Source organism: Pseudomonas sp. PL-6, from assembly GCF_054110165.1.
On the sequence record NZ_CM134189.1, the window covers coordinates 1269203 to 1287971 of the forward strand.

At 67.8% G+C, this 18769-nt stretch carries 19 protein-coding genes and 1 pseudogene; 9 read left to right on the forward strand and 11 right to left on the reverse strand.

Annotated elements, in window-relative coordinates; genetic code table 11:
- Nucleotides 1–5 precede the first annotated feature (5 nt).
- Nucleotides 6–497 (reverse strand): annotated as a pseudogene (locus tag ACW9UL_RS05730) (tripartite tricarboxylate transporter permease); the annotation flags it as partial.
- A 138-nt stretch (nt 498–635) separates the two neighbouring features.
- Between ACW9UL_RS05730 and ACW9UL_RS05735 the strand changes: the two are divergent.
- Nucleotides 636–830 (forward strand): hypothetical protein, encoded by a 195-nt coding sequence (locus ACW9UL_RS05735; protein WP_457791018.1) that lies wholly within the window; start codon nt 636–638, stop codon nt 828–830.
- Nucleotides 831–961: 131 nt separating this feature from the next.
- On the opposite strand, the gene ACW9UL_RS05740 is transcribed toward ACW9UL_RS05735, so the two are convergent.
- Both ACW9UL_RS05740 and ACW9UL_RS05745 read right to left on the reverse strand, forming a co-directional pair.
- Complete coding sequence (locus tag ACW9UL_RS05740) at nt 962–1582, reverse strand: NADPH-dependent F420 reductase (RefSeq protein WP_371921454.1); 621 nt, start codon at nt 1580–1582, stop codon at nt 962–964.
- Between the two features lie 63 nt (nt 1583–1645).
- Nucleotides 1646–2395 (reverse strand): 3-oxoacyl-ACP reductase family protein, encoded by a 750-nt coding sequence (locus tag ACW9UL_RS05745; RefSeq protein WP_457789441.1) that lies wholly within the window; start codon nt 2393–2395, stop codon nt 1646–1648.
- Between the two features lie 187 nt (nt 2396–2582).
- Here ACW9UL_RS05745 and ACW9UL_RS05750 point away from each other — a divergent pair, with 187 nt between their 5' ends.
- The 3 genes from ACW9UL_RS05750 (at nt 2583) to ACW9UL_RS05760 (ending at nt 5266) form a co-directional block, all read left to right on the forward strand.
- Nucleotides 2583–3509, forward strand: a complete 927-nt coding sequence (locus tag ACW9UL_RS05750) for a LysR family transcriptional regulator (protein ID WP_457789443.1) — start codon at nt 2583–2585, stop codon at nt 3507–3509.
- Between the two features lie 69 nt (nt 3510–3578).
- On the forward strand, nt 3579–4508 hold the full coding sequence (locus ACW9UL_RS05755; RefSeq protein ID WP_122107596.1) for an ABC transporter ATP-binding protein: 930 nt from the start codon (nt 3579–3581) through the stop codon (nt 4506–4508).
- On the forward strand, nt 4505–5266 hold the full coding sequence (locus tag ACW9UL_RS05760; RefSeq protein WP_021446366.1) for an ABC transporter permease: 762 nt from the start codon (nt 4505–4507) through the stop codon (nt 5264–5266). Before ACW9UL_RS05755 ends, ACW9UL_RS05760 begins: the two co-directional genes overlap by 4 nt.
- 247 nt (nt 5267–5513) lie before the next feature.
- On the opposite strand, the gene ACW9UL_RS05765 is transcribed toward ACW9UL_RS05760, so the two are convergent.
- The 3 genes from ACW9UL_RS05765 to ACW9UL_RS05775 all read right to left on the reverse strand — a co-directional run bounded on the left by ACW9UL_RS05765 (nt 5514) and on the right by ACW9UL_RS05775 (nt 9247).
- A complete protein-coding gene (locus ACW9UL_RS05765) occupies nt 5514–5912 on the reverse strand; it encodes a protease inhibitor I42 family protein (protein ID WP_457789445.1) in 399 nt (132 codons plus the stop codon).
- Nucleotides 5913–6079: 167 nt separating this feature from the next.
- On the reverse strand, nt 6080–8476 hold the full coding sequence (gene lon, locus ACW9UL_RS05770) for an endopeptidase La (RefSeq protein WP_457789447.1): 2397 nt from the start codon (nt 8474–8476) through the stop codon (nt 6080–6082).
- Between the two features lie 66 nt (nt 8477–8542).
- Nucleotides 8543–9247: a hypothetical protein gene (locus ACW9UL_RS05775; RefSeq protein WP_021446369.1), complete on the reverse strand. Its 705-nt coding sequence runs from the start codon at nt 9245–9247 to the stop codon at nt 8543–8545.
- 277 nt (nt 9248–9524) lie between these two features.
- Between ACW9UL_RS05775 and ACW9UL_RS05780 the strand changes: the two genes are divergently transcribed.
- From ACW9UL_RS05780 to ACW9UL_RS05800, 5 genes are all read left to right on the forward strand, one after another.
- Nucleotides 9525–10274 carry a helix-turn-helix transcriptional regulator gene (locus ACW9UL_RS05780; protein ID WP_397496272.1) on the forward strand — a complete coding sequence of 250 codons (750 nt, stop codon included), beginning with the start codon at nt 9525–9527 and terminating at the stop codon, nt 10272–10274.
- Nucleotides 10275–10411: 137 nt separating this feature from the next.
- Nucleotides 10412–11098, forward strand: coding sequence for a methylamine utilization protein (locus ACW9UL_RS05785; protein ID WP_457789449.1), 687 nt, complete (start codon nt 10412–10414; stop codon nt 11096–11098).
- On the forward strand, nt 11085–13424 hold the full coding sequence (locus ACW9UL_RS05790; RefSeq protein ID WP_457789451.1) for a putative bifunctional diguanylate cyclase/phosphodiesterase: 2340 nt from the start codon (nt 11085–11087) through the stop codon (nt 13422–13424). The genes ACW9UL_RS05785 and ACW9UL_RS05790 overlap by 14 nt, the downstream gene beginning before the upstream one ends.
- A gap of 3 nt (nt 13425–13427) precedes the next feature.
- A complete protein-coding gene (locus ACW9UL_RS05795; RefSeq protein WP_457789453.1) occupies nt 13428–14279 on the forward strand; it encodes a DUF3034 family protein in 852 nt (283 codons plus the stop codon).
- Nucleotides 14280–14281: 2 nt separating this feature from the next.
- The gene (locus tag ACW9UL_RS05800) at nt 14282–14701 is read left to right on the forward strand and encodes a group I truncated hemoglobin (protein ID WP_021442098.1); all 420 of its coding nucleotides are present in this window, start codon (nt 14282–14284) and stop codon (nt 14699–14701) included.
- 18 nt (nt 14702–14719) lie between these two features.
- Here the strand turns inward: ACW9UL_RS05800 and lpcA are convergent, their stop codons facing one another.
- The 5 genes from lpcA to minD form a co-directional block, all read right to left on the reverse strand.
- Nucleotides 14720–15307 (reverse strand): D-sedoheptulose 7-phosphate isomerase, encoded by a 588-nt coding sequence (gene lpcA, locus ACW9UL_RS05805; RefSeq protein ID WP_122107590.1) that lies wholly within the window; start codon nt 15305–15307, stop codon nt 14720–14722.
- 14 nt (nt 15308–15321) lie between these two features.
- Nucleotides 15322–16611, reverse strand: a complete 1290-nt coding sequence (locus tag ACW9UL_RS05810) for a M18 family aminopeptidase (RefSeq protein WP_021442100.1) — start codon at nt 16609–16611, stop codon at nt 15322–15324.
- A 220-nt stretch (nt 16612–16831) separates the two neighbouring features.
- Complete coding sequence (locus ACW9UL_RS05815) at nt 16832–17467, reverse strand: RluA family pseudouridine synthase (protein WP_457789455.1); 636 nt, start codon at nt 17465–17467, stop codon at nt 16832–16834.
- A 148-nt stretch (nt 17468–17615) separates the two neighbouring features.
- Complete coding sequence (gene minE, locus ACW9UL_RS05820) at nt 17616–17870, reverse strand: cell division topological specificity factor MinE (protein ID WP_021443221.1); 255 nt, start codon at nt 17868–17870, stop codon at nt 17616–17618.
- A complete protein-coding gene (gene minD / locus ACW9UL_RS05825) occupies nt 17871–18683 on the reverse strand; it encodes a septum site-determining protein MinD (RefSeq protein ID WP_021443220.1) in 813 nt (270 codons plus the stop codon). It abuts the gene before it with no gap.
- Between the last annotated feature and the right edge of the window lie 86 nt (nt 18684–18769).

Genomic DNA, 18769 nt, shown 5'->3' on the forward strand with positions numbered 1-18769 from the left:
GGCGATCAGGTGCGCAGAATGGCGTTGATCGCGCTGGGCTTGGGCCGCAGGGCGCTGAACACCTGCCAGAGGACGAAGGCCAGGGCCAGGCCGAGGAAGCTGCCGGCGATAGGGGTGGTGAAGAAGTCGGCGAAGTTGCCATCGGAGAGCATCAGGCCGCGGCGCAGGTTGGTCTCGACCATCGGCCCGAGGATGAAACCGATGATGAACGGCGCCGCCGGCAGGCCAGCCTTGACGAAGCCGTAGCCGAGCAGGCCGAACAGCAGGATCGAGCAGACATCGAACAGGCGGCTGGACAGGCCGAAGGCACCGACCACGCAGAGCACCAGGATGATCGGCAACAGGATGTGCTTGGGCACGTCGAGCAGCTTGATGGACAGGCGCAGGCCGTAGAACTCCATGAACAGCATCATCACGGTGGCGACCAGCAGGGCGGTGAAGGTGGTGTACACCAGCGGGCCCTGGCTGATGAACAGCAGCGGGCCGGGCTGGAGCTTGCTGGTGAGGGCGGCACAGACTTGCAGCACGCCGAGCAGGGTCAGAAAGCCGGCCAGCAGCAGGGGCGGGGTGGCGGTGTCGACGCCCTGGTGGTCGGGCAGTTGGTAGGCCATCACCTCACGGCTTTGCAGAACGGTGTGATTGCTGGCGAGGGTCTGGACGTCTACCAATGCGAACCCGAAGTCCCGGCCGCGTTGCTCGAGTTGGACAACGCGGTGCTGCTGCCGCATGTCGGCAGCGCTAGCGTCGAGACCCGCCAGCAGATGGCCGATCTGGTCCTCGACAACCTGCGTTGCTGTATCGCCAGCGGCCAGCTGCTGACGCCGCTGTAACCCATTCGCGTGACGGCGCCCGCCGCCACGCTTATCGCCGCAACGCCACAAGCGTAGCGGCCGCTTCTCCCTAAACCTCACCTGCAGCACCGGCGCGCCACAAGCGCGCCGGGTTTTTTCCTGCCTGCCATTCAGGCGAACCTGACCAGGTTCAGCGCCGGCAGCGGCCCACCGGGAAACTGCGCCAGCCGGCCCTGTTCGTTGCCGCCGAGGTCGAGGGCGAAGAAGCCCAGGCGCTCGATCAGCGCCGCCACCGTCACCTTGGCCGCGGTGTCCTCTCCGGAGACGAACAGCACGCGGCGGCCGCCCTCGGCCTGCGGGTCGCCAGTCAACAGCGCCGGTTGCAGGTGGTTGAAGGCCTTGACCAGGCGCGCGCCAGGCAGCAGATCGCCGACCACCGCGCTGGAGGCGCGGCCGCCCAGATCGACGGCCCGGAAGGTCGGCGCCTCGATGGGGTTGTTGGCGTCGATGACGATGCGCCCGTTCCAGGGCCCGAGGCCCTCCACCGCGCCGGCCAGCTTGGACCAGTTGACCGCGAGAAACACCAGGTCGGCGCGGGCCGCCTCTTCGCGGCTCACGGCCCTGACCTTGGGGCCGAGTCGCTCGACCAGCGCCGCCAGGCTGTCCGGCCCGCGGCTGTTGGCGATGACCACGTCGATGCCGGCAGTTGCCAGGGCCTGGGCGATGGCCGTGCCGATGGCGCCGGCGCCAATGATGCCGATGTTCATATAAAGCCTCCTGAAATTCTGGATCCCTCTCCCTGTGGGAGAGGGTTGGGGTGAGGGTAGTCGCGACTGGCTGCCGAGCCGGCAGCGTCAGGCGGTAAAGCCGCCGTCCACCAGCAGTTCGGCGCCGGTGACGAAGGCCGCCTGCGGGCTGGCCAGGTAGGCCACCGCGCTGGCGATATCGTGGCCTTCGCCGTAGCGGCCGACGGCGATATGGGGGCGAACGAAGTCGGCCACCGGGCCGTCGGCCGGGTTCATGTCGCTGGCGGTGGGGCCCGGGTGCACGGTGTTGACCGTGATGCCGCGCGGGCCGAGGTCGCGCACCAGGCCGCGGCTGAAGCCGGCCACGGCGCCCTTGGTCAGGGTGTAGGCCGAGGCAGTGGCGAAGGCGGCGTACTGCACCATGGAGCTGCCGATATGGATGATGCGTCCGCCCTGGCCCATATGCTTGAGCGCTTGCTGGGTGGCGACGAACAGGCCGGTGACGTTCACCGCGAGGATGCGCTGGAAGTCGGCGAAGGCGATCTCTTCCGGTGCGCCGAGCACGCTGATGCCGGCGTTGTTGACCAGGATGTCGACCTTGCCGAAGCGCGCGGCTACCTGCTGCACGGCGCTGCGCACCGCCTCGGGGTTGCCGGCGTCGGCGGCCAGGGCGATGGCCGTGCCGCCGGCGGCGACGATCTCATCGACCACCTGTTCGGCCCGCTCGGGCGAGGCGTTGTAGGTGATGGCGACGCTGGCGCCATCGGCGGCCAGGCGCTTGGCAATGGCCGCGCCGATGCTGCGCGAGCCGCCAGTGACGATGGCGATCTGGCCGGAGAGGGGAAGGGTGCTGTTCATGGTTCGAGCCTCGGTGTGTGGTTGGTGAGGCTATGAAACGCCTTTGCAGTTTTGCGCGGTAGCGGGTAATAGCTAGAATCACCTTCAAGCAATGCTTGAATATTAGCTGCGCACCCAATCGCCTCTGGTGCGCCATGCGCACCAGACCGGTAACAGCTCGCCCGCGACGCGACAGGAACCCCGTCCCATGGAAAGCCTGGCCAACCTCGAATCCTTCGTGCGCAGCGCCGAGCTCGGCAGCTTCTCCGCCGCCGCTCGGCGTCTGGCGCTGACCCCGGCGGCGGTGAGCCGCAACGTTGCCCAGCTGGAGCGCCACCTGGGCGTGCGCCTGTTCCTGCGCAGCACCCGCCGGCTGAGCCTGACCGAGGCCGGCGAGCGCTTCCTCGGCAACGTCAGCGGCGGCCTGGCGAGCATCCAGGCGGCCATCGCCGACCTCAGCGATGCTGCCGGCGAGCCGGCCGGCACCCTCAGGCTCAGCGCTGCACCGGCCTTCGCCCGCGATCACCTGTTGCCGCTGATGCCGGCGTTTCTCGCCCGCTACCCGGCGGTGCTGCCGGACTGGCACCTGGACAATCGCCAGGTCGATCTGATCGGCGAGGGTTTCGACGCCGCCATCGGCGGCGGCATCGAGCTGGCCCCCGGGGTGGTGGCGCGGCGCCTGGCCCCGGCGCATCTGGTGACGGTGGCGGCGCCCGGCTATCTGCAGGGCCGCGCGCTGCCGCGGCACCCCGGCGAACTGGCCGAGTTCGACGGCCTGCTGATGCGTTCGCGGCAGAGTGGCAAGCTGCGCCAGTGGCAGTTGCGTCATGCCAGCGGCGAGGAAGCGGCGCTGAATCTGCGCCCGCACCTGCTGCTCGACGATCCCGAGGCGCTGCGCCACTGCGCGCTGCTCGGCATGGGCGTGGCGCTGCTGACCATGGCCGACGTCGCCGAGCACCTCGAGCGCGGCACGCTGCTGCGCCTGCTGCCGGACTGGCATGTCGATGCCGGGCCGATTTCGCTGTATTTCGCCAGCCAGCGCCTGCTGCCGGCCAAGACCCGCGCCTTCGTCGACTTTCTCACTGCGCACTTCGAGACCGAGCAACTGGCCCGACGTTTTTGTGCAACGCAGTGATCCGTGCTTGCCCTGTCCTGGTGGTCAGGCTCTACACTCTGTGGTTTTTCCGCAGGCAAGGACTCCACCGTGCAGTCGGTCATCTCCATTTCGCAACTGAACAAGACCTACGCGTCGGGCCATCCGGCGCTGCAGGGCATCGACCTGGACATTCGCCAGGGCGAGATCTTCGCCTTGCTCGGCCCCAACGGCGCCGGCAAGACCACCCTGATCAGCATCATCTGCGGCATCGTCAATCCCGGTAGCGGGCAGGTGCTGGTCGGCGGCAAGGACATCGTCCGCGACTACCGCGCGGCCCGCGCGCAGATCGGCCTGGTGCCGCAGGAGCTGGTCAGCGACGTGTTCGAAACCGTCTGGGCGACGGTCAAGTTCAGCCGCGGCCTGTTCGGCAAGAAGCCCGATCCGGCGTACCTGGAGCAACTGCTCAAGGACCTGTCGCTGTGGGACAAGCGCAACGCCAAGATCATGGAACTGTCCGGCGGCATGAAGCGCCGGGTGATGATCGCCAAGGCACTGTCCCACGAGCCGCAGATTCTGTTTCTCGACGAACCCACCGCCGGCGTCGACGTCGAGCTGCGCCGCGACATGTGGAACATGGTGCGGCGCCTGCGCGAGCGCGGCGTGACCATCATCCTCACCACCCACTACATCGAGGAGGCCGAGGAAATGGCCGACCGCATCGGCGTGATCAGCAAGGGGCGGATCATTCTGGTGGAGGACAAGCAGGTGCTGATGCACAAGCTGGGCAAGAAGCAGCTGAGCCTGCAGCTGCAGCAGCCGCTGGCCGGCGTGCCGGCCGAGCTGGAACGCTACGGCCTGGAGCTGGTGGACCAGGGCCATGCCCTGGTGTTCACCTTCGACGCCCAGCACGAGCACACCGGCATCGCCGAGCTGTTGCGCGACCTGGCCCAGCACGGCATCGACTTCAAGGACCTGCAGTCCAGTCAGAGTTCGTTGGAGGAAATCTTCGTGTCCTTGGTCAAGGAGTCGCGCGCATGAACCTCTATGCCATCAAGGCCATCTACCTGTTCGAGCTGGCGCGTACCTGGCGCACCCTGCTGCAGAGCATCGCCACGCCGGTGATCAGCACCTCGCTGTATTTCGTGGTGTTCGGCTCGGCCATAGGTTCGAGCATGACCCAGGTGCAGGGGGTGAGCTACGGCGCCTTTATCGTGCCGGGGCTGATCATGCTGGCGCTGCTCACCGAGAGCATCTCCAATGCCTCGTTCGGCATCTATATGCCGAAGTATTCGGGGAGCATCTACGAGCTGTTGTCGGCGCCGGTGTCCTACCTGGAAATCCTCGTCGGCTATGTCGGCGCGGCGGCGACCAAGTCGGTGATCCTCGGCATCATCATCCTGCTCACCGCGCGCCTGTTCGTCGACTTCGAGGTGCAGCACCCGCTGTGGATGGCGGCCTTCCTGGTGCTCACCGCGCTGACCTTCAGCCTGTTCGGTTTCATCATCGGCGTGTGGGCCGACGGCTGGGAGAAGCTGCAGATAGTCCCGGCGCTGATCGTCACGCCGCTGACCTTCTTAGGCGGCGCCTTCTACTCCATCAGCATGCTGCCGCCGGCCTGGCAGACGGTGACCCTGTTCAACCCGGTGGTGTACCTGATCAGCGCCTTCCGCTGGAGCTTCTACGGCGTCTCCGACGTCAACGTCGGCCTCAGCCTGGCGATGATTCTGGGGTTCCTGGCACTGTGCATTTTGCTGGTGGGCTGGATCTTCAAGACCGGCTACCGGCTCAAGAGCTGAGGTCGCCGGTAGGCACGCCGGGGCGCTGTCGGGAGGCGTCCCGGATTGCATCCGGGCTACGGGGCTGAGGCCAGCCGTATCGCGAAACGGAGGCTCGGCGCAGGGTGGATCGCGTTTTATCGATCCATCGCTGTGGTGGATGTAAAAAGCGACATTCACCCTGCGGAGCGAGGTGTGCCACGGGCGATCCAGGGCATCTGCAGATCGCCCACAAGCGGGCTCCTACCGGGCGAATCGGGGTGGCCCCTTATTTCACCCGCAACTCGCAATCGAAGGTCTTGGCCGGCGCCACGTCGGTTTCCCAGGGGCGCTGGTAGGTCAGCAGCAGGCGACCCTCGCCGCGCTCGCGGGTCTGGAAGCGCCAGGTGGATTTACCGGCGGCGCCGACCAGACCGGCGTCCTCCGGGTTGCTGTAGACCTCCGGGCCGAGGCTCTGCAACACGCTCTCGGCGCCGTCGCGCAGCACCCAGCGAAAGCCGGTGGTGGGATTGCTGGGCAGGCTGAGGATCAGTTGCTGGCCCAGGTCGAGGCTCAGCGGGCATTTGTTGCCCTGCTCCTGGGTCAGGGTCTGGGTGCTGGGCTTCTGCGCGCAGGCGGCGAGCAGGGCCAGGCTGGCGAGGGACAGCAGGCGGAAGGCGGCGGTCATGACGGATTCCTGTCGGCGAAACGCGCCCAGCATAGCCGCATTGGCCAGGTGCAGGCCACCGGGTAGGTTGGCGCTGAGCGTAGCGAAGCCCAACAGGGAGCGCGCAGCGCTCCGCCCGACGATTCCTGCCGCCGCTTTTGCTTGAAGTTTGCCGCTTGCCGCTGCTTCTACTCGAACAACACCCTGGCCACATCGCTGTAGCGCCTGGCGAAATGCACGGTCAGGCCTTCCTTGAGGTAGTCCGGCAGCTCCTCGTAGCTGCCGCGGTTGGCCTCCGGCAGGATCAGTTCGAAGATCTTCTGTCGCCGCGCGGCGATCACCTTCTCGCGCACCCCGCCGATGGCCAGCACCTGGCCGGTCAGGGTCAGCTCGCCGGTCATCGCCACGCCCTTTTTCGCCGGTTGGTTGCGTGCCAGCGACAGCAGCGCGCAGGCCATGGTGATGCCGGCGCTGGGGCCGTCCTTGGGCGTGGCGCCTTCCGGCACGTGCAGGTGGACGAAGGCTTGGTCGAAGAAAGCCGGGTCGCCGCCGTACTGCTTCAGGTGCGAGCTGACGTAGCTGTAGGCGATCTCCGCCGACTCCTTCATCACCTCGCCGAGCTGGCCGGTGAGCTTGAAGCCGCGGTTGAGGGTGTGGATGCGCGTCGCCTCGATCGGCAGGGTGGCGCCGCCCATGCTGGTCCAGGCCAGCCCGGTGATGACGCCGGTGCCGGCCAGCAGTTGCTCGTTGCGAAATACCGGCATGCCCAGGGCTTCTTCCAGGTCCTTGGCACCGATGCGGATCTTCGCTTCGGGATCGTCCAGCAGTTTCACCACCGCCTTGCGCACCAGCTTGCCCAGCTGCTTCTCCAGCTGGCGCACGCCGGCCTCGCGGGCATAGCCCTCGATCACCCCACGCAGCGCCGCGTCGCTGATCCCCAAGCGCGCCTTGGGCACGCCGGCCTTGGCCAGCTGCTTGGGCCACAGGTGGCGCTTGGCGATGGCCAGCTTCTCCTCGGTGATATAGCCGGACAGGCGGATCACCTCCATGCGGTCGAGCAGCGGCCCGGGAATCGAGTCGAGGGTGTTGGCGGTGCAGACGAACAGCACCTTGGACAGGTCCAGGCGCAGGTCCAGGTAGTGGTCGAGGAATTCGACGTTCTGCTCCGGGTCGAGGGTCTCCAGCAGCGCCGAGGCCGGGTCGCCCTGGTAGCTGGCGCCCATCTTGTCGATCTCGTCGAGCATGATCACCGGGTTCATCACCTCGGCTTCCTTGAGCGCCTGCACCAGCTTGCCGGGCATGGCGCCGATATAGGTGCGGCGGTGGCCCTTGATCTCCGCCTCGTCGCGCATGCCGCCGACCGAGAAACGATAGAAGGGCCGGCCCAGGCTTTCGGCGATGGACTTGCCGATGCTGGTCTTGCCCACCCCGGGCGGGCCGACCAGCAGCACGATGCTGCCGGCGATCTCGCCCTTGAAGGCGCCGACGGCGAGGAACTCGACTATGCGTTGCTTGATGTCATCCATGCCGGCGTGGTGCGCATCCAGCACCTTGCGCGCATGGGCCAGGTCGAGCTTGTCCTGGCCGTAGACGCCCCAGGGCAGGTTCGTGGCCCAGTCCAGGTAGTTGCGGGTGACGGCGTATTCCGGCGAGCCGGTCTCGAGGATGGCCAGCTTGTTCAGTTCCTCGTCGATGCGCTTGCGCGCCTGCTCGGGCAGGGTCTTGCCCTCCAGGCGGGCGCGGAACTCGTCGGCGTCGGCACTGCGGTCGTCCTTGACGATGCCCAGTTCCTGCTGGATCAGCTTGAGCTGTTCCTGCAGGAAGAATTCGCGCTGACGCTCGCCGATCTTGCGGTTGACCTCGGCCGACAGCTCGTTCTGCAGGCGCGCCACCTCGACCTCCTTGCGCAGCAGCGGCAGCACCTTCTCCATGCGCCTGAGCATCGGCACGGTATCCAGCACCTCCTGCAGCTCGGCGCCCGGCGCGGTGGTGAGGGCGGCGGCGAAGTCGGTGAGCGGCGAGGGGTCGTTGGGGCTGAAGCGGTTGAGGTAGTTCTTCAGCTCCTCGCTGTACAGCGGGTTGAGCGGCAGCAGCTCCTTGATCGCGTTGATCAGCGCCATGCCGTAGGCCTTGACCTCGTCGCGCGGGTCGGCCGGCGCCTGCGGGTACTCCACCTCGGCCAGGTACGGCGGCTTGCGGCTGAGCCAGCCGCGGATGCGCACCCGCGCCAGGCCCTGGGCGACGAACTGCAGCTTGCCGCCGTCCTCGCTGGCATGGTGCACGCGCACCAAGGTGCCGTGCTCGGGCAGCTTGTCGAGGTCGAATTCGCCGCTGTCGCCGGGCGGGGTGTCGACGTAGAACACCGCCAGGCAGCGGTGGTCGGTGTTGCCGACGCGCTCCAGGGTCTTGCCCCAGGGCTGCTGGTTGACGATCACCGGCAGCACCTGAGCGGGGAAGAACGGGCGGTTGTGGATGGGGATGACGTAGAGCTTGTCCGGCAGGCGCTGGGCGGGCAGCACCAGGCTGGTGCCGTGCGTCTGGGCGCCTTCTGCGGCGGCGTCGGGGGTGATGTCCTGATCGTTCATGGAGCACCTTTGCTTGCACGTTAAGTGCTAGATGGGGCGGTGCTCGGGGTTTTTCAACGGCTCTGTTCAAGCGAGATTCAGGCGAATCCCCTGCAGGCGTTGCTCGATCAGCGGCGTGAGCAGGGCGAAGCAGTCGGCGGGGGCCAGGCGCACCTGCGGCGCGTCGATCAGCTCATGGCGCAGGCGCTCGAGCAGGGCGTGCAGCGGCTGGTCCTGGCCCTGTTCGTCGAGGCGCTCGCAGAGAAAGCGCATCTGCATCTGCAGGCCGGGCGGGCAGCGCGAGTAGTTGGCCGCGCGCACCGCCAGGCCGCGCAGGCGGGCGAGGTCTTCCAGGGCGCGGCAGGCCTCGCCGAGGCCGCGGATGGCCGGGTGTTCGTGCTGGTAGAGGCGATCCTCCAGCTGCTCGATGGCTTCCAGCAGGGCCTCGATCAGTTTGCTGTGCGCCTCGAAGTCGGCGGGCTTGCGCCGCAGCTGCGGCCAGTGCTGCTGCAGCGCCGGCAGCTGCAGGCTGGCGCCGGGCCAGTTCAGCCACAGCGCATCGAGCTGGCGGGCCAGGGCGTTGCGCTGGCTGACGCTGGCGATGTCTTGCTGCGCGCCGAGGCCGCGATGCTTCTGCAGCGCCTGCAGCAGTTCCAGGCAGCGTTGCAGGGTCTGGCTTTCCAGTTGGCCCAGGGCCAGGTGATGGCGGCGTTCGGCGCGCTGGCTGAGCCAGTGGCCGAGGGTCAGCAGCACGGCGCCCAAGGCCAGGGCGATAGAGAGTTCCAGATTCATGGGGCCTCGCTTGGTTGAATCCGCTGGCTGAGCCATGTCGATTGGATCTCGCTCAAGCAACTCTCCTGCCAGCCGCCGGCAATGCCCGGATTGCCTGGGCACGGCGGTTGCGCCGCGGCGCCGGCTGTGCCCATTAATGGCGCCTGGGCGGATTTCGCTGCCCAATCTGGTGCGTGCGTTGGAAAAGGTGCAACCCGTCCGCTGGTCGTGGGTTGCGGCGTTTTTTGCGATTAAGGAGTAAAGTGCAACCCTTGTTTCGTGCCGCCAGTCTTTCGCGATGCTGCAAGCCCGAGTGATCCGCCTGGATGAACAGGCCCATGTCCATGCCCACGACCATCACCAGCTGGTGATGTCCCTGGTCGGCCGCGCCGAATTCGAGGTCGGCGGCCGCGGCGGCGAGGTGTGCCGCATGCGCGCCTGCCTGGTGCCGGGCGACGCCGCCCACCAGTTCGCCGGCATGGGCGACAACCGCATGCTGATCCTCGACCTCGACGAGCAGGACACCCCCAGCGAAGACCTGGAACTGCTCCACCGCCTGTTCGAGACCCCGCGCTATCCAGCGCTGGACGTCGATTTCCAGCACCTGCTGAGTTACGCCGGCGCCGAGCTGGAACGCTACGGCAGCGACTCGATCCTGGCCCGTTCCCTCGGCGGCGTGCTGCTGCGCGCGCTGCACCTGCGCCTGTTCGGCGAGCAGCGCTGGCGGCCGCAGGGCAGCCTGGATCTGCAGCGCCTGGACGGCTATATCGGCGAGCACCTGGCGCGGCGTATCAGCGTCGCCGAACTGGCCCAGGTGATGTGCCTGAGCCCCAGCCATTTCCACGCCCAGTTCAAGGACAGCGTCGGCCTCACCCCGCACCAGTATCTGCTCAAGACCCGCCTCGACCGCGCCGCGCGGCTGCTGCGCGAGAGCAAGCTGCCGCTGGTGCGGATCGCCGAGGAATGCGGCTTCTCCAGCCAGAGCGCGCTGACCACGGCGATGCGCCGCTACCTCGGCCTCACGCCCAAGCGCCTGCGCAGCGAATAGCGCCGCTGCTGGCCAATTGCCGCTGGCCGGTTCGCCGCCGGCCAGCTAGGCTGTCATCTCAGTACGCCAAACTCGGTTGCCAGGACGGCATGTAATCCTGTGAACGTCCGGCCTTCGGCTCGGGCCAAGGTACGCGCATGACTGGTTGCAATTCCCGCCTGCTCCCCCTCGTTCTGTTCGCCGCCCTGGTCCTGCACGGCTCGGCGCATGCCGCGGCGCTGCAGGCCGAGCTGGTGGACGCCGCCGGCCAGCCGCTGGCCGATGCGGTGATCAGCCTGCGCGGCCCGCTGGACGCCCCCCAGGCGCCGTCGCCGGCGCGCATGGATCAGCGCAACAAGCAGTTCCTGCCCCATGTGCTGGCGGTGCGCACCGGTACCTCGGTGTCCTTTCCCAACAGCGACGACATCCGCCACCAGGTCTATTCCTTCTCGCCGGCCAAGCGTTTCGAGCTGCGCCTGTACCAGGGCACGCCGAGCGAGCCGGTGCTGTTCGACAAGCCCGGGCTGGTGGTGCTCGGCTGCAATATCCACGACTGGATGCTCGGCTATATCTACGTCACCGACGACCCCTGGTTCGCCGTCAGTGACGAGCACGGCCGCGCCGCCATCGCCGAGCTGCCCGCCGGGCGCTACGCCGTGACCCTGTGGCACCCGGGCAACCCGCAGCTGCTGCCGCAGGCCGCCGGCGAGCTGCAGTTCGACGCCCTGGCGCCGAGCCAGCGGTTCGTCCTGGCCAGCAGCGGCCCCGCCGAGCCACCCGCGCCGCCGGCGCCGAGCGCGTTCGGCGAGGCCTTCAGGAAAGCCGCCGAAGATGCTGCGCAGTAGCTTCCAGGCGCGTATCGCCGGCGTTCTCGTCCTGCTCCTGCTGGTGGTGATCGGCGCCCTCTATGTCGCGGTGAAGGCAGCCACCGATGCGGCGCTGCGCGCCCAGGCGCAGGAACAGCTGAACGTCGGCAGCCGGGTCTTCGAGCAACTGCTGGCGCTGCGCAGCGACCAGCTGCAGCAGGCCGCCCAGGTGCTGGCGGCCGATTTCGGCTTCAAGGATGCGGTGGCCAGCGGCGATGCGCCGACCATCCGTTCGGCGCTGGCCAACCAGGGCGCGCGGATCAACGCCGGCGCCGTGTTCCTCCTGGGCCTGGATGGCAGCCTGCAGGTGAGCACCGACCCGGGCATCGATGCCGAGGCGCTGGCCCGTCTCGACGGCCAGTTGCAGTTGCCGCGGCGCGACGGCCCGCGGCTGTTCCTGCTGCCCATCGGCAGGCAGATCTACCTGCTGGTGGATGCCACGGTGAGCGCGCCGCTGCCGATTGCCCGGGTGCTGATGGGCTTTGCCGTGGACCGCGAATTCGCCCTGCAACTGCGTGAGCTGACCCACCTGGAACTGAGTCTGGTGGCCAGTCGCGACGGCGCTGCGCCGACCTGGATCAGCACCCTGCCGGCCAGCGCCCAGGCCCTGCTGGAGGCACAGATGGAGGCGGCCGGCGCGATGCCGCAACGCCTCGACGACGGCACCGAGCACTACTTCGGCCAGCACCTGCAACTGGCCAGCGGCCCCGGTTACCGGGTCGAGGCGCTGCTGCACAAATCCCTCGGCGAGGCCGAGGCGGCGTTCGCGCCGCTGGATCGACGCATCCTGCTGATCAGCCTGGGGGCCATGCTCGCCTCGCTGGTCGGCGCCCTGCTGCTGGCGCGCAGCGTGTCGCGGCCGGTGCGCGAGCTGGCCGCTGCCGCCCAGCGCATCGGCCGCGGCGACTACCAGCAGCCGGTGGCCCTGGCCCGCAGCGACGAGCTGGGCCTGCTGGCGCTGGCGGTCAACGACATGCAGCGCGGCATCGCCGAGCGTGAGCGGCAGCTGGCGCACAACGCCCTGCACGACGCGCTGACCGGTCTGCCCAACCGCACCCTGGCGCTGGAACGGCTGGGCAGCGCGATCACCGCCGGGCGACCCACCGCGCTGCTGTACCTGGGCGTGGGCAACTTCGCCGCGATCAACGAGAGCTGCGGCCAGGGCGGCGGCGACCTGGCCCTGCAGCAGCTGGCCCGGCGCCTGCAAGCGACCCTGCGCCCCGGCGACAGCCTGGCGCGCCTGTTGGGCGACGAGTTCCTCCTGCTGCTGGAGCAGTGCGATGGCGACAGCGCGGTGGCCAGCGCCGACCGCCTGCACCAGCTGCTGCTCAAGCCGCTGCGCATCGGCACCCTGGACGTCGCCCTGGACTGCCGTATCGGCATCGCCGCCTACCCGGCCGACGGTGACACGCCGGACGACCTGCTGCGCCGTGCGCGCATCGCCATGCAGGACGCCGCCCAGCAACCCGGTCGCCTGCAGCTCTACCAGCAGGGCCGCGACGCCGCCCAGCAGCGGCAGATCCGCCTGATCCGCGACCTGCGCCACGCCGCCGCGCAGGGCCAGCTGCTGCTGCACTACCAGCCCAAGCTGGACATCCGCGAGGGCCTCGTGCGCCAGGCCGAGGCGCTGCTGCGCTGGCAGCACCCGCAGCTGGGCATGGTCTCGCCCGGCGAATTCATCCCGTTGGCCGAGCGCACCGGCAGCATCCAGCTGCTCACCGCCTGGGTCATCGAGGAGGCCATGCGCCAGTTGCAGGAATGGGACGGGCGCGGCGTCTGGGTGCAGCTGTCGCTGAACATCTCCACCGAGGACCTGCTCGACGCCGACCTGCCGGCGCGGGTCGGCGCGCTGCTGGCGCACTACCGGGTGGCGCCGGAGCAGCTGATCTTCGAGATCACCGAGAGCGGCGTGATGCTCGACCCCGAGCGTGCGCTGCAGGTGCTGCACGGCCTGCGCGGCTGTGGCATCGGCCTGTCGGTGGACGATTTCGGCACCGGCTACTCCTCGCTGGCGCAGCTCAAGCGCATGCCGGTGCAGGAGCTGAAGATCGACCAGAGTTTCGTGCGCGAGCTGGACGACCACAGCGAGGACTCGGTGATCGTCCGCTCGACGATTGAAATGAGCCACAGCCTGGGCCTCAAGGTGGTGGCCGAGGGCGTCGAACTGGCGCCCAGCCTGAGCCTGTTGCAGCGCTGGCACTGCGACACCGCGCAGGGCTACCTGATCAGCCGGCCGCTGGCCGCCGCGGCCTTCGAGGCCTGGCTGGCGCAACCCTATCGTTCCCCCCTGGCCAAGGTGCATTGAAGCATGCGACTCGCTTATCTGTTGGGCCTGTGCCTGTGCGCCGAGCTGGCCGCCGCCGGCGAAGGTCGCCTGCTGGCCACCGGCGGCGCCACCAGCCTGGAGGGAACCGCCGGCGGCGGGATCATGCCCTGGGCGGTGCTGGCCGGTTACGGCGAGCGCGGCGAATGGGGCGCGGACGTGTTCGCCACCCGCGTCGAGACCGGCGACTACCGCCTCGACGTGGCCGGTGTGGCGGCGGCCTACGGCAACCGCATCGAGCTGTCCTACGCGCGCCAGCGCTTCGACCTCGGCACCCTGGCGCGCGACCTGCACTTGCCGGACAACAGCCTCAGCCAGGACGTGCTCGGCCTCAAGCTGCGCCTGGCCGGCGACCTGATCTACGACCGCCTGCCGCAGATTTCCCTCGGCCTGCAGCACAAGCGCCAGCGCGACTTCCGGGTGCCCAGCCTGGTCGGCGCGCAGCGTCGCGAGGACAGCGAAGGCTACCTGGCGGCCAGCCGGCTGATTCTCGGCGGTGCCTTCGGCTACAACCTGCTGCTCAACGCCAACCTGCGCTACAGCCGGGCCAACGAACTGGGCCTGCTGGGCTTCGGCGGCGACCGGCGCGACCGCCATTCCTGGCTCAAGGAAGGCTCGGTTGCGGTATTGCTGGATCGGCACTGGGCGGTGGGCATCGAGTACCGGGAAAAGCCTGACAACCTGAGTTTCGCCGGCGAGAGCGACTGGGCCGATCTGTTCGTCGGCTACTTTCCGAACAAGCACCTGGCCCTGGTGCTGGCCTACGCGCGGCTCGGCGAGATTGCCACGCTGGACCACCAGGACGGCGTCTACCTGTCCGTGCAGGGGAGTTTCTGAACATGCGCCTGGCCATGCTCTGCCTGCCGCTGCTGCTGGCGGCCTGCGCCCAGCAGGCGCCGCGCGACGACGGCCTGTACCGCGCCCTGGGTGCGGAGCCGGGTATCGTGCGGATAGTCGAGGGCATGCTGCTGGGCAGCGCGCGCGATCCGCGCATCGCCCGGCACTTTCTCGATATCGACATCGAGCGCCTGCGCGACAAACTCATCGAGCAGCTGTGCTTCGAGAGCGGCGGCCCCTGCGTCTACACCGGCGACAGCATGGAGGAGAGCCACAAGGGCCTGCGCCTGACCCCCAGCGATTTCAACGCCCTGGTCGAGCACCTGCAGGACGCGATGGACGCCGAGGGGGTGCCGACGCCGGCGCAGAACCGCCTGCTGGCGCGCCTGGCGCCGATGCGTGGGCAGGTGATCGACCGCTAGCGAGCGGGGCGCCCGGGTTCAGGCGTAGTTCTGCGGGCTGAGCTTGCGCTCGATCAGCTCGATGAGGATGTGCAGCACCTTGATATGCAGCTCCTGCACGCGGTCGGCGTAGTCGCCGCCGGGCGCGCAGATGCACACGTCCGCCAGGCTCTCCAGCAGCGAGCCGGGCTTGCCGGTCAGGGCCACCACTTTCACCCCCAGGGCCTTGGCCGCTTCGGCGGCCTTGACCACGTTGGGGCTCTTGCCGCTGGTGCTGATGGCGATCAGCACGTCGCCGGCGCGGCCATGGGACTCGATATAGCGCGAGAAGATGTGGTCGTAGCCGAAGTCGTTGGCCACGCAGCTGATATGGCTGGGGTCGCTGATCGACACCGCGGCGATGCCGGGGCGGTTGTTGCGGTAGCGCCCGGTCAGTTCCTCGGCGAAATGCATGGCGTCGCACATCGAGCCGCCGTTGCCGCAGGAAAACGCCTTGCCCTTGGCCTCGAAGCTTTCGATCAGCAGCTCGGCGGCCTGCTGGATATTGCCCAGGGTCTGCTCGTTGGCGAGGAAGGCCTCCAGCGCGCGCTGGGCTTCCTGCAGGCTGTTGCGGATATGTTCGATCATCGCGGGGCTCGCTCTCAGGGCAATTCGGGGCTGGAGTAAAACGCACTCAGCACTTTCACCAGGTGCTCCAGGTCGTGGCTGCCGGCCAGTTCGCGGATCGAGTGCATGGCGAAGGTGGGCAGGCCGATATCGACGGTGCGTACGCCCAGCTGGCTGGCGGTGAGCGGGCCGATGGTGGAGCCGCAGGCCATGTCGCTGCGCACCACGAAGCTCTGCACCGGCACCTCGTTCTCCAGGCACAGGTGGCGGAAGAAGCCGGCGGTCTCGCTGTTGGTGGCGTAGCGCTGGTTGCTGTTGATCTTGATCACCGGGCCGGCGTTGAGTTTGGGCCCGTGGTTGCCGTCATGCTTGTCGGCATAGTTGGGATGCACGCCATGGGCGTTGTCGGCCGACACCAGCAGCGAACGCTGGATGGTCCGCACGAAGGCATCGCCCTCCGGCAGCACGCGGCGCAGCACCTGTTCAAGGAAGGGGCCGTCGGCGCCGCAGGCCGAGCAGGAGCCGACCTCTTCGTGGTCGGTGCAGACCAGCACGCAGGTTTCCTCGTCGCTGGAGTCGATCAGCGCCTGCAGGCCGGCGTAGCAGGACAGCAGGTTGTCCAGGCGCGCGCCGGCGATGAAATCCTGGTTGAGGCCGACGATGGCGGCGCTCTGGGTGTCGTAGAAACTCAGCTCGTAGTCCAGCACCGCATCGGCATTGAAGTCGTGCTCCATGGCCAGCTGTTCGCTGAGCAGGGCGCGGAAGTCGGCGGTCTCGCTGCTGGCCAGTTGGGCGAGGATCGGCGGCAGCTCGTTCTGCGGGTTGATCGCCCAGCCCTGGTTGGCTTCGCGGTTGAGGTGGATGGCCAGGCTGGGGATCACGGCGATGGGCTGGTAGAAGTCGATCAGCTGGCTCTCGACCTTGCCGTCGCGGCGGTAGGTCACGCGGCCGGCCAGCGACAGGTCGCGGTCGAACCAGGGGGCGAGCAGGGCGCCGCCGTAGACTTCCACGCCGAGCTGGAAGAAGCCCTGGCGCTGCAGCTCGGGGTTGGGCTTGACCCGCAGGCAAGGGCTGTCGGTATGCGCACCGACCAGGCGAATGCCGCCGTCGACGGCCGGGCGCTTGCCGAGCTTGAAGGCGATCAGCGAGGAGTCGTTGCGGGTCACGTAGTAGCGACCGCCGGCCTCGGTGTGCCAGGGCGCGCGTTCGTCGAGGTGGCGATAACCGGCCGCCTCCAGGCGCATGGCCAGGCTGGTGGTGGCGTGAAAGGGGGTAGGCGAGGCGTTGAGAAAGTCGATCAGGCCTTGGTTCAGTTCTTCGCGCATAGGGACTCCGGGCAACGATGGCGCGAGTTTACCAATTTGCCTCGGCCTGTGCCGGTTGTGCGCTCGTTTGCGGGCGATAGTTCGCGTCTATCGCGCTTTTAGTGCTGGTGGTGCGCAGGGCAACGCGTAGGGTGCATCACGCTTCACCGATCCACCAGAGCGGTGGATGAAAAAGGCGTCATCCACCCTACGGCGTGCGCCGTGCGCACCGGGCGGGCAATCAGAACGGCGCCGGGCACTCGAAGCGCATCCGCGCGCCGCTCTGCGGGTGGGTCAGGCTCAGCATGCTGGCATGCAGGCACAGGCGCTGATGGGCGGTCAGGGCCTGTTCGTGGGCATAGAGGCGGTCACCCAGCAGCGGATGGCCGATGGACAGCATATGCACGCGCAGCTGGTGCGAGCGGCCGGTGATGGGGGTGAGCTCGACCCGGCACCAGTCGCCGCAGCGCTCGAGCACGCGCCAGTGGGTCAGGGCGTGCTTGCCCAGCTCATGGTCGACCACGTGGCGCGGCTTGGTCGGCGGGTCGTAGCGCAGCGGCAGGTCGATGCTGCCGCTATCGCCCTCGAGCTGGCCCCAGCACAGCGCGGTGTAGGCTTTCTCGGTCTCGCGGTCGTGGAACTGGCGCGACAGCTCGCGGTGGCTGTCGGCGTCTCGGGCCAGCACGATGATGCCGGAGGTTTCCCAGTCCAGGCGGTGGACGATGCGCGCCTCGGGGTAGCCGTTGTCCTGCAGGCGGGTGACCAGGCAGTCCTTGTTGTCATCGGCGCGGCCGGGCACCGAGAGCAGCAGGGTGGGCTTGTTGATCACCAGCAGGGCGGCGTCCTGGTGGAGTATTTCGATCTGGCTAAGGGGCATGGGGCGTTCGCAGCGGTCTTGTAGGAGCGAGCTCTGCTCGCGAAGTCTGCAGGCTACCGGCGTTCGCGAGCAGAGCTCGTGCCTACAGGTGCCTGGGACTATAAACGAACACGGCGGCCGAAGCCGCCGTGAACCGGGCCGGTAGCTATCAGCGATCCGGCAGGGTGATGTTGAGCTCCAGGATCGAGCAACTGCCCTGGTTCTCCAGGGCGACCTGGACCTGATCCGAGTCGATATTGACGTACTTGCGGATCACTTCGACCAGTTCCTGCTGTAGCGCCGGCAGGTAGTCCGGCTGGCTGCGCTGGCCGCGTTCGTGGGCGACGATGATTTGCAGACGCTCTTTCGCGATCGACGCCGGGGTTTCCTTTTTGCGTTCGCGAAAGAAGTCGAAAATATTCATTTAGCGAGCTCCGAATAAGCGTTGCATGAGTCCTTTCTTCTGCACGTCGAGGAAGCGATGCGGCACTTCCTTGCCGAGCAGGCGTTCGACCGCGTCGCTGTACGCCTGGCCGGCGTCGCTCTGCTCGTCGAGGATCACCGGCACGCCCTGGTTGGAGGCCTTGAGCACCGCCTGCGACTCGGGAATCACGCCGAGCAGACGGATGGCGAGGATTTCCTCGACGTCCTCGACGCCGAGCATCTCGCCCTTGGTCACGCGCTCGGGGTTGTAGCGGGTCAGCAGCAGGTGTTCCCGGATCGGCTCCTCGCCCTTCTCGGCGCGGCGCGACTTGCTCGCCAGCAGGCCGAGCATGCGGTCGGAGTCGCGTACCGAGGAGACTTCCGGGTTGGTCACGACGATCGCCTCGTCGGCGAAGTACATGGCCAGGTGCGCGCCCTTCTCGATGCCGGCCGGCGAGTCGCAGACCACGTAGTCGAAGTTCTGCGACAGTTCGCCGATCACCTTCTCCACGCCTTCCTGGGTCAGCGCGTCCTTGTCGCGGGTCTGGCTGGCAGCCAGCACGAACAGGTTCTCGATGCGCTTGTCCTTGATCAGCGCCTGGGTCAGGGTGGCTTCGCCGTTGACCACGTTGACGAAGTCGTACACCACGCGGCGTTCGCAGCCCATGATCAGGTCGAGGTTACGCAGGCCGACGTCGAAGTCGACGATGACGGTCTTGTGCCCGCGCAGGGCGAGGCCGGTACCGATGGCGGCGCTGGTGGTGGTTTTACCGACACCACCCTTGCCGGAAGTAACTACGAGGATTTTGGCCAAGGTGATTCACCCCAAGAAATGAAGAAAAAAGCGGGAATCCGTAGGCTGTTATTGGGCTTCCGGATGCCTTTTTGTGTCCCTGAAAA

Bases quoted from the DNA above. Each gene is read 5' to 3' on its own strand.
- ACW9UL_RS05790 (WP_457789451.1), top strand. From the start codon at position 11,085: ATGCTGCGCAGTAGCTTCCAGGCGCGTATCGCCGGCGTTCTCGTCCTG.
- ACW9UL_RS05795 (WP_457789453.1), top strand. From the start codon at position 13,428: ATGCGACTCGCTTATCTGTTGGGCCTGTGCCTGTGCGCCGAGCTGGCC.
- ACW9UL_RS05800 (WP_021442098.1), top strand. From the start codon at position 14,282: ATGCGCCTGGCCATGCTCTGCCTGCCGCTGCTGCTGGCGGCCTGCGCC.
- ACW9UL_RS05780 (WP_397496272.1), top strand. From the start codon at position 9,525: ATGCTGCAAGCCCGAGTGATCCGCCTGGATGAACAGGCCCATGTCCAT.
- ACW9UL_RS05760 (WP_021446366.1), top strand. From the start codon at position 4,505: ATGAACCTCTATGCCATCAAGGCCATCTACCTGTTCGAGCTGGCGCGT.
- minE (WP_021443221.1), bottom strand. From the start codon at position 17,870: ATGAATATTTTCGACTTCTTTCGCGAACGCAAAAAGGAAACCCCGGCG.
- ACW9UL_RS05750 (WP_457789443.1), top strand. From the start codon at position 2,583: ATGGAAAGCCTGGCCAACCTCGAATCCTTCGTGCGCAGCGCCGAGCTC.
- ACW9UL_RS05765 (WP_457789445.1), bottom strand. From the start codon at position 5,912: ATGACCGCCGCCTTCCGCCTGCTGTCCCTCGCCAGCCTGGCCCTGCTC.
- ACW9UL_RS05785 (WP_457789449.1), top strand. From the start codon at position 10,412: ATGACTGGTTGCAATTCCCGCCTGCTCCCCCTCGTTCTGTTCGCCGCC.
- ACW9UL_RS05775 (WP_021446369.1), bottom strand. From the start codon at position 9,247: ATGAATCTGGAACTCTCTATCGCCCTGGCCTTGGGCGCCGTGCTGCTG.
- ACW9UL_RS05810 (WP_021442100.1), bottom strand. From the start codon at position 16,611: ATGCGCGAAGAACTGAACCAAGGCCTGATCGACTTTCTCAACGCCTCG.
- lon (WP_457789447.1), bottom strand. From the start codon at position 8,476: ATGAACGATCAGGACATCACCCCCGACGCCGCCGCAGAAGGCGCCCAG.
- lpcA (WP_122107590.1), bottom strand. From the start codon at position 15,307: ATGATCGAACATATCCGCAACAGCCTGCAGGAAGCCCAGCGCGCGCTG.
- ACW9UL_RS05745 (WP_457789441.1), bottom strand. From the start codon at position 2,395: ATGAACAGCACCCTTCCCCTCTCCGGCCAGATCGCCATCGTCACTGGC.
- ACW9UL_RS05815 (WP_457789455.1), bottom strand. From the start codon at position 17,467: ATGCCCCTTAGCCAGATCGAAATACTCCACCAGGACGCCGCCCTGCTG.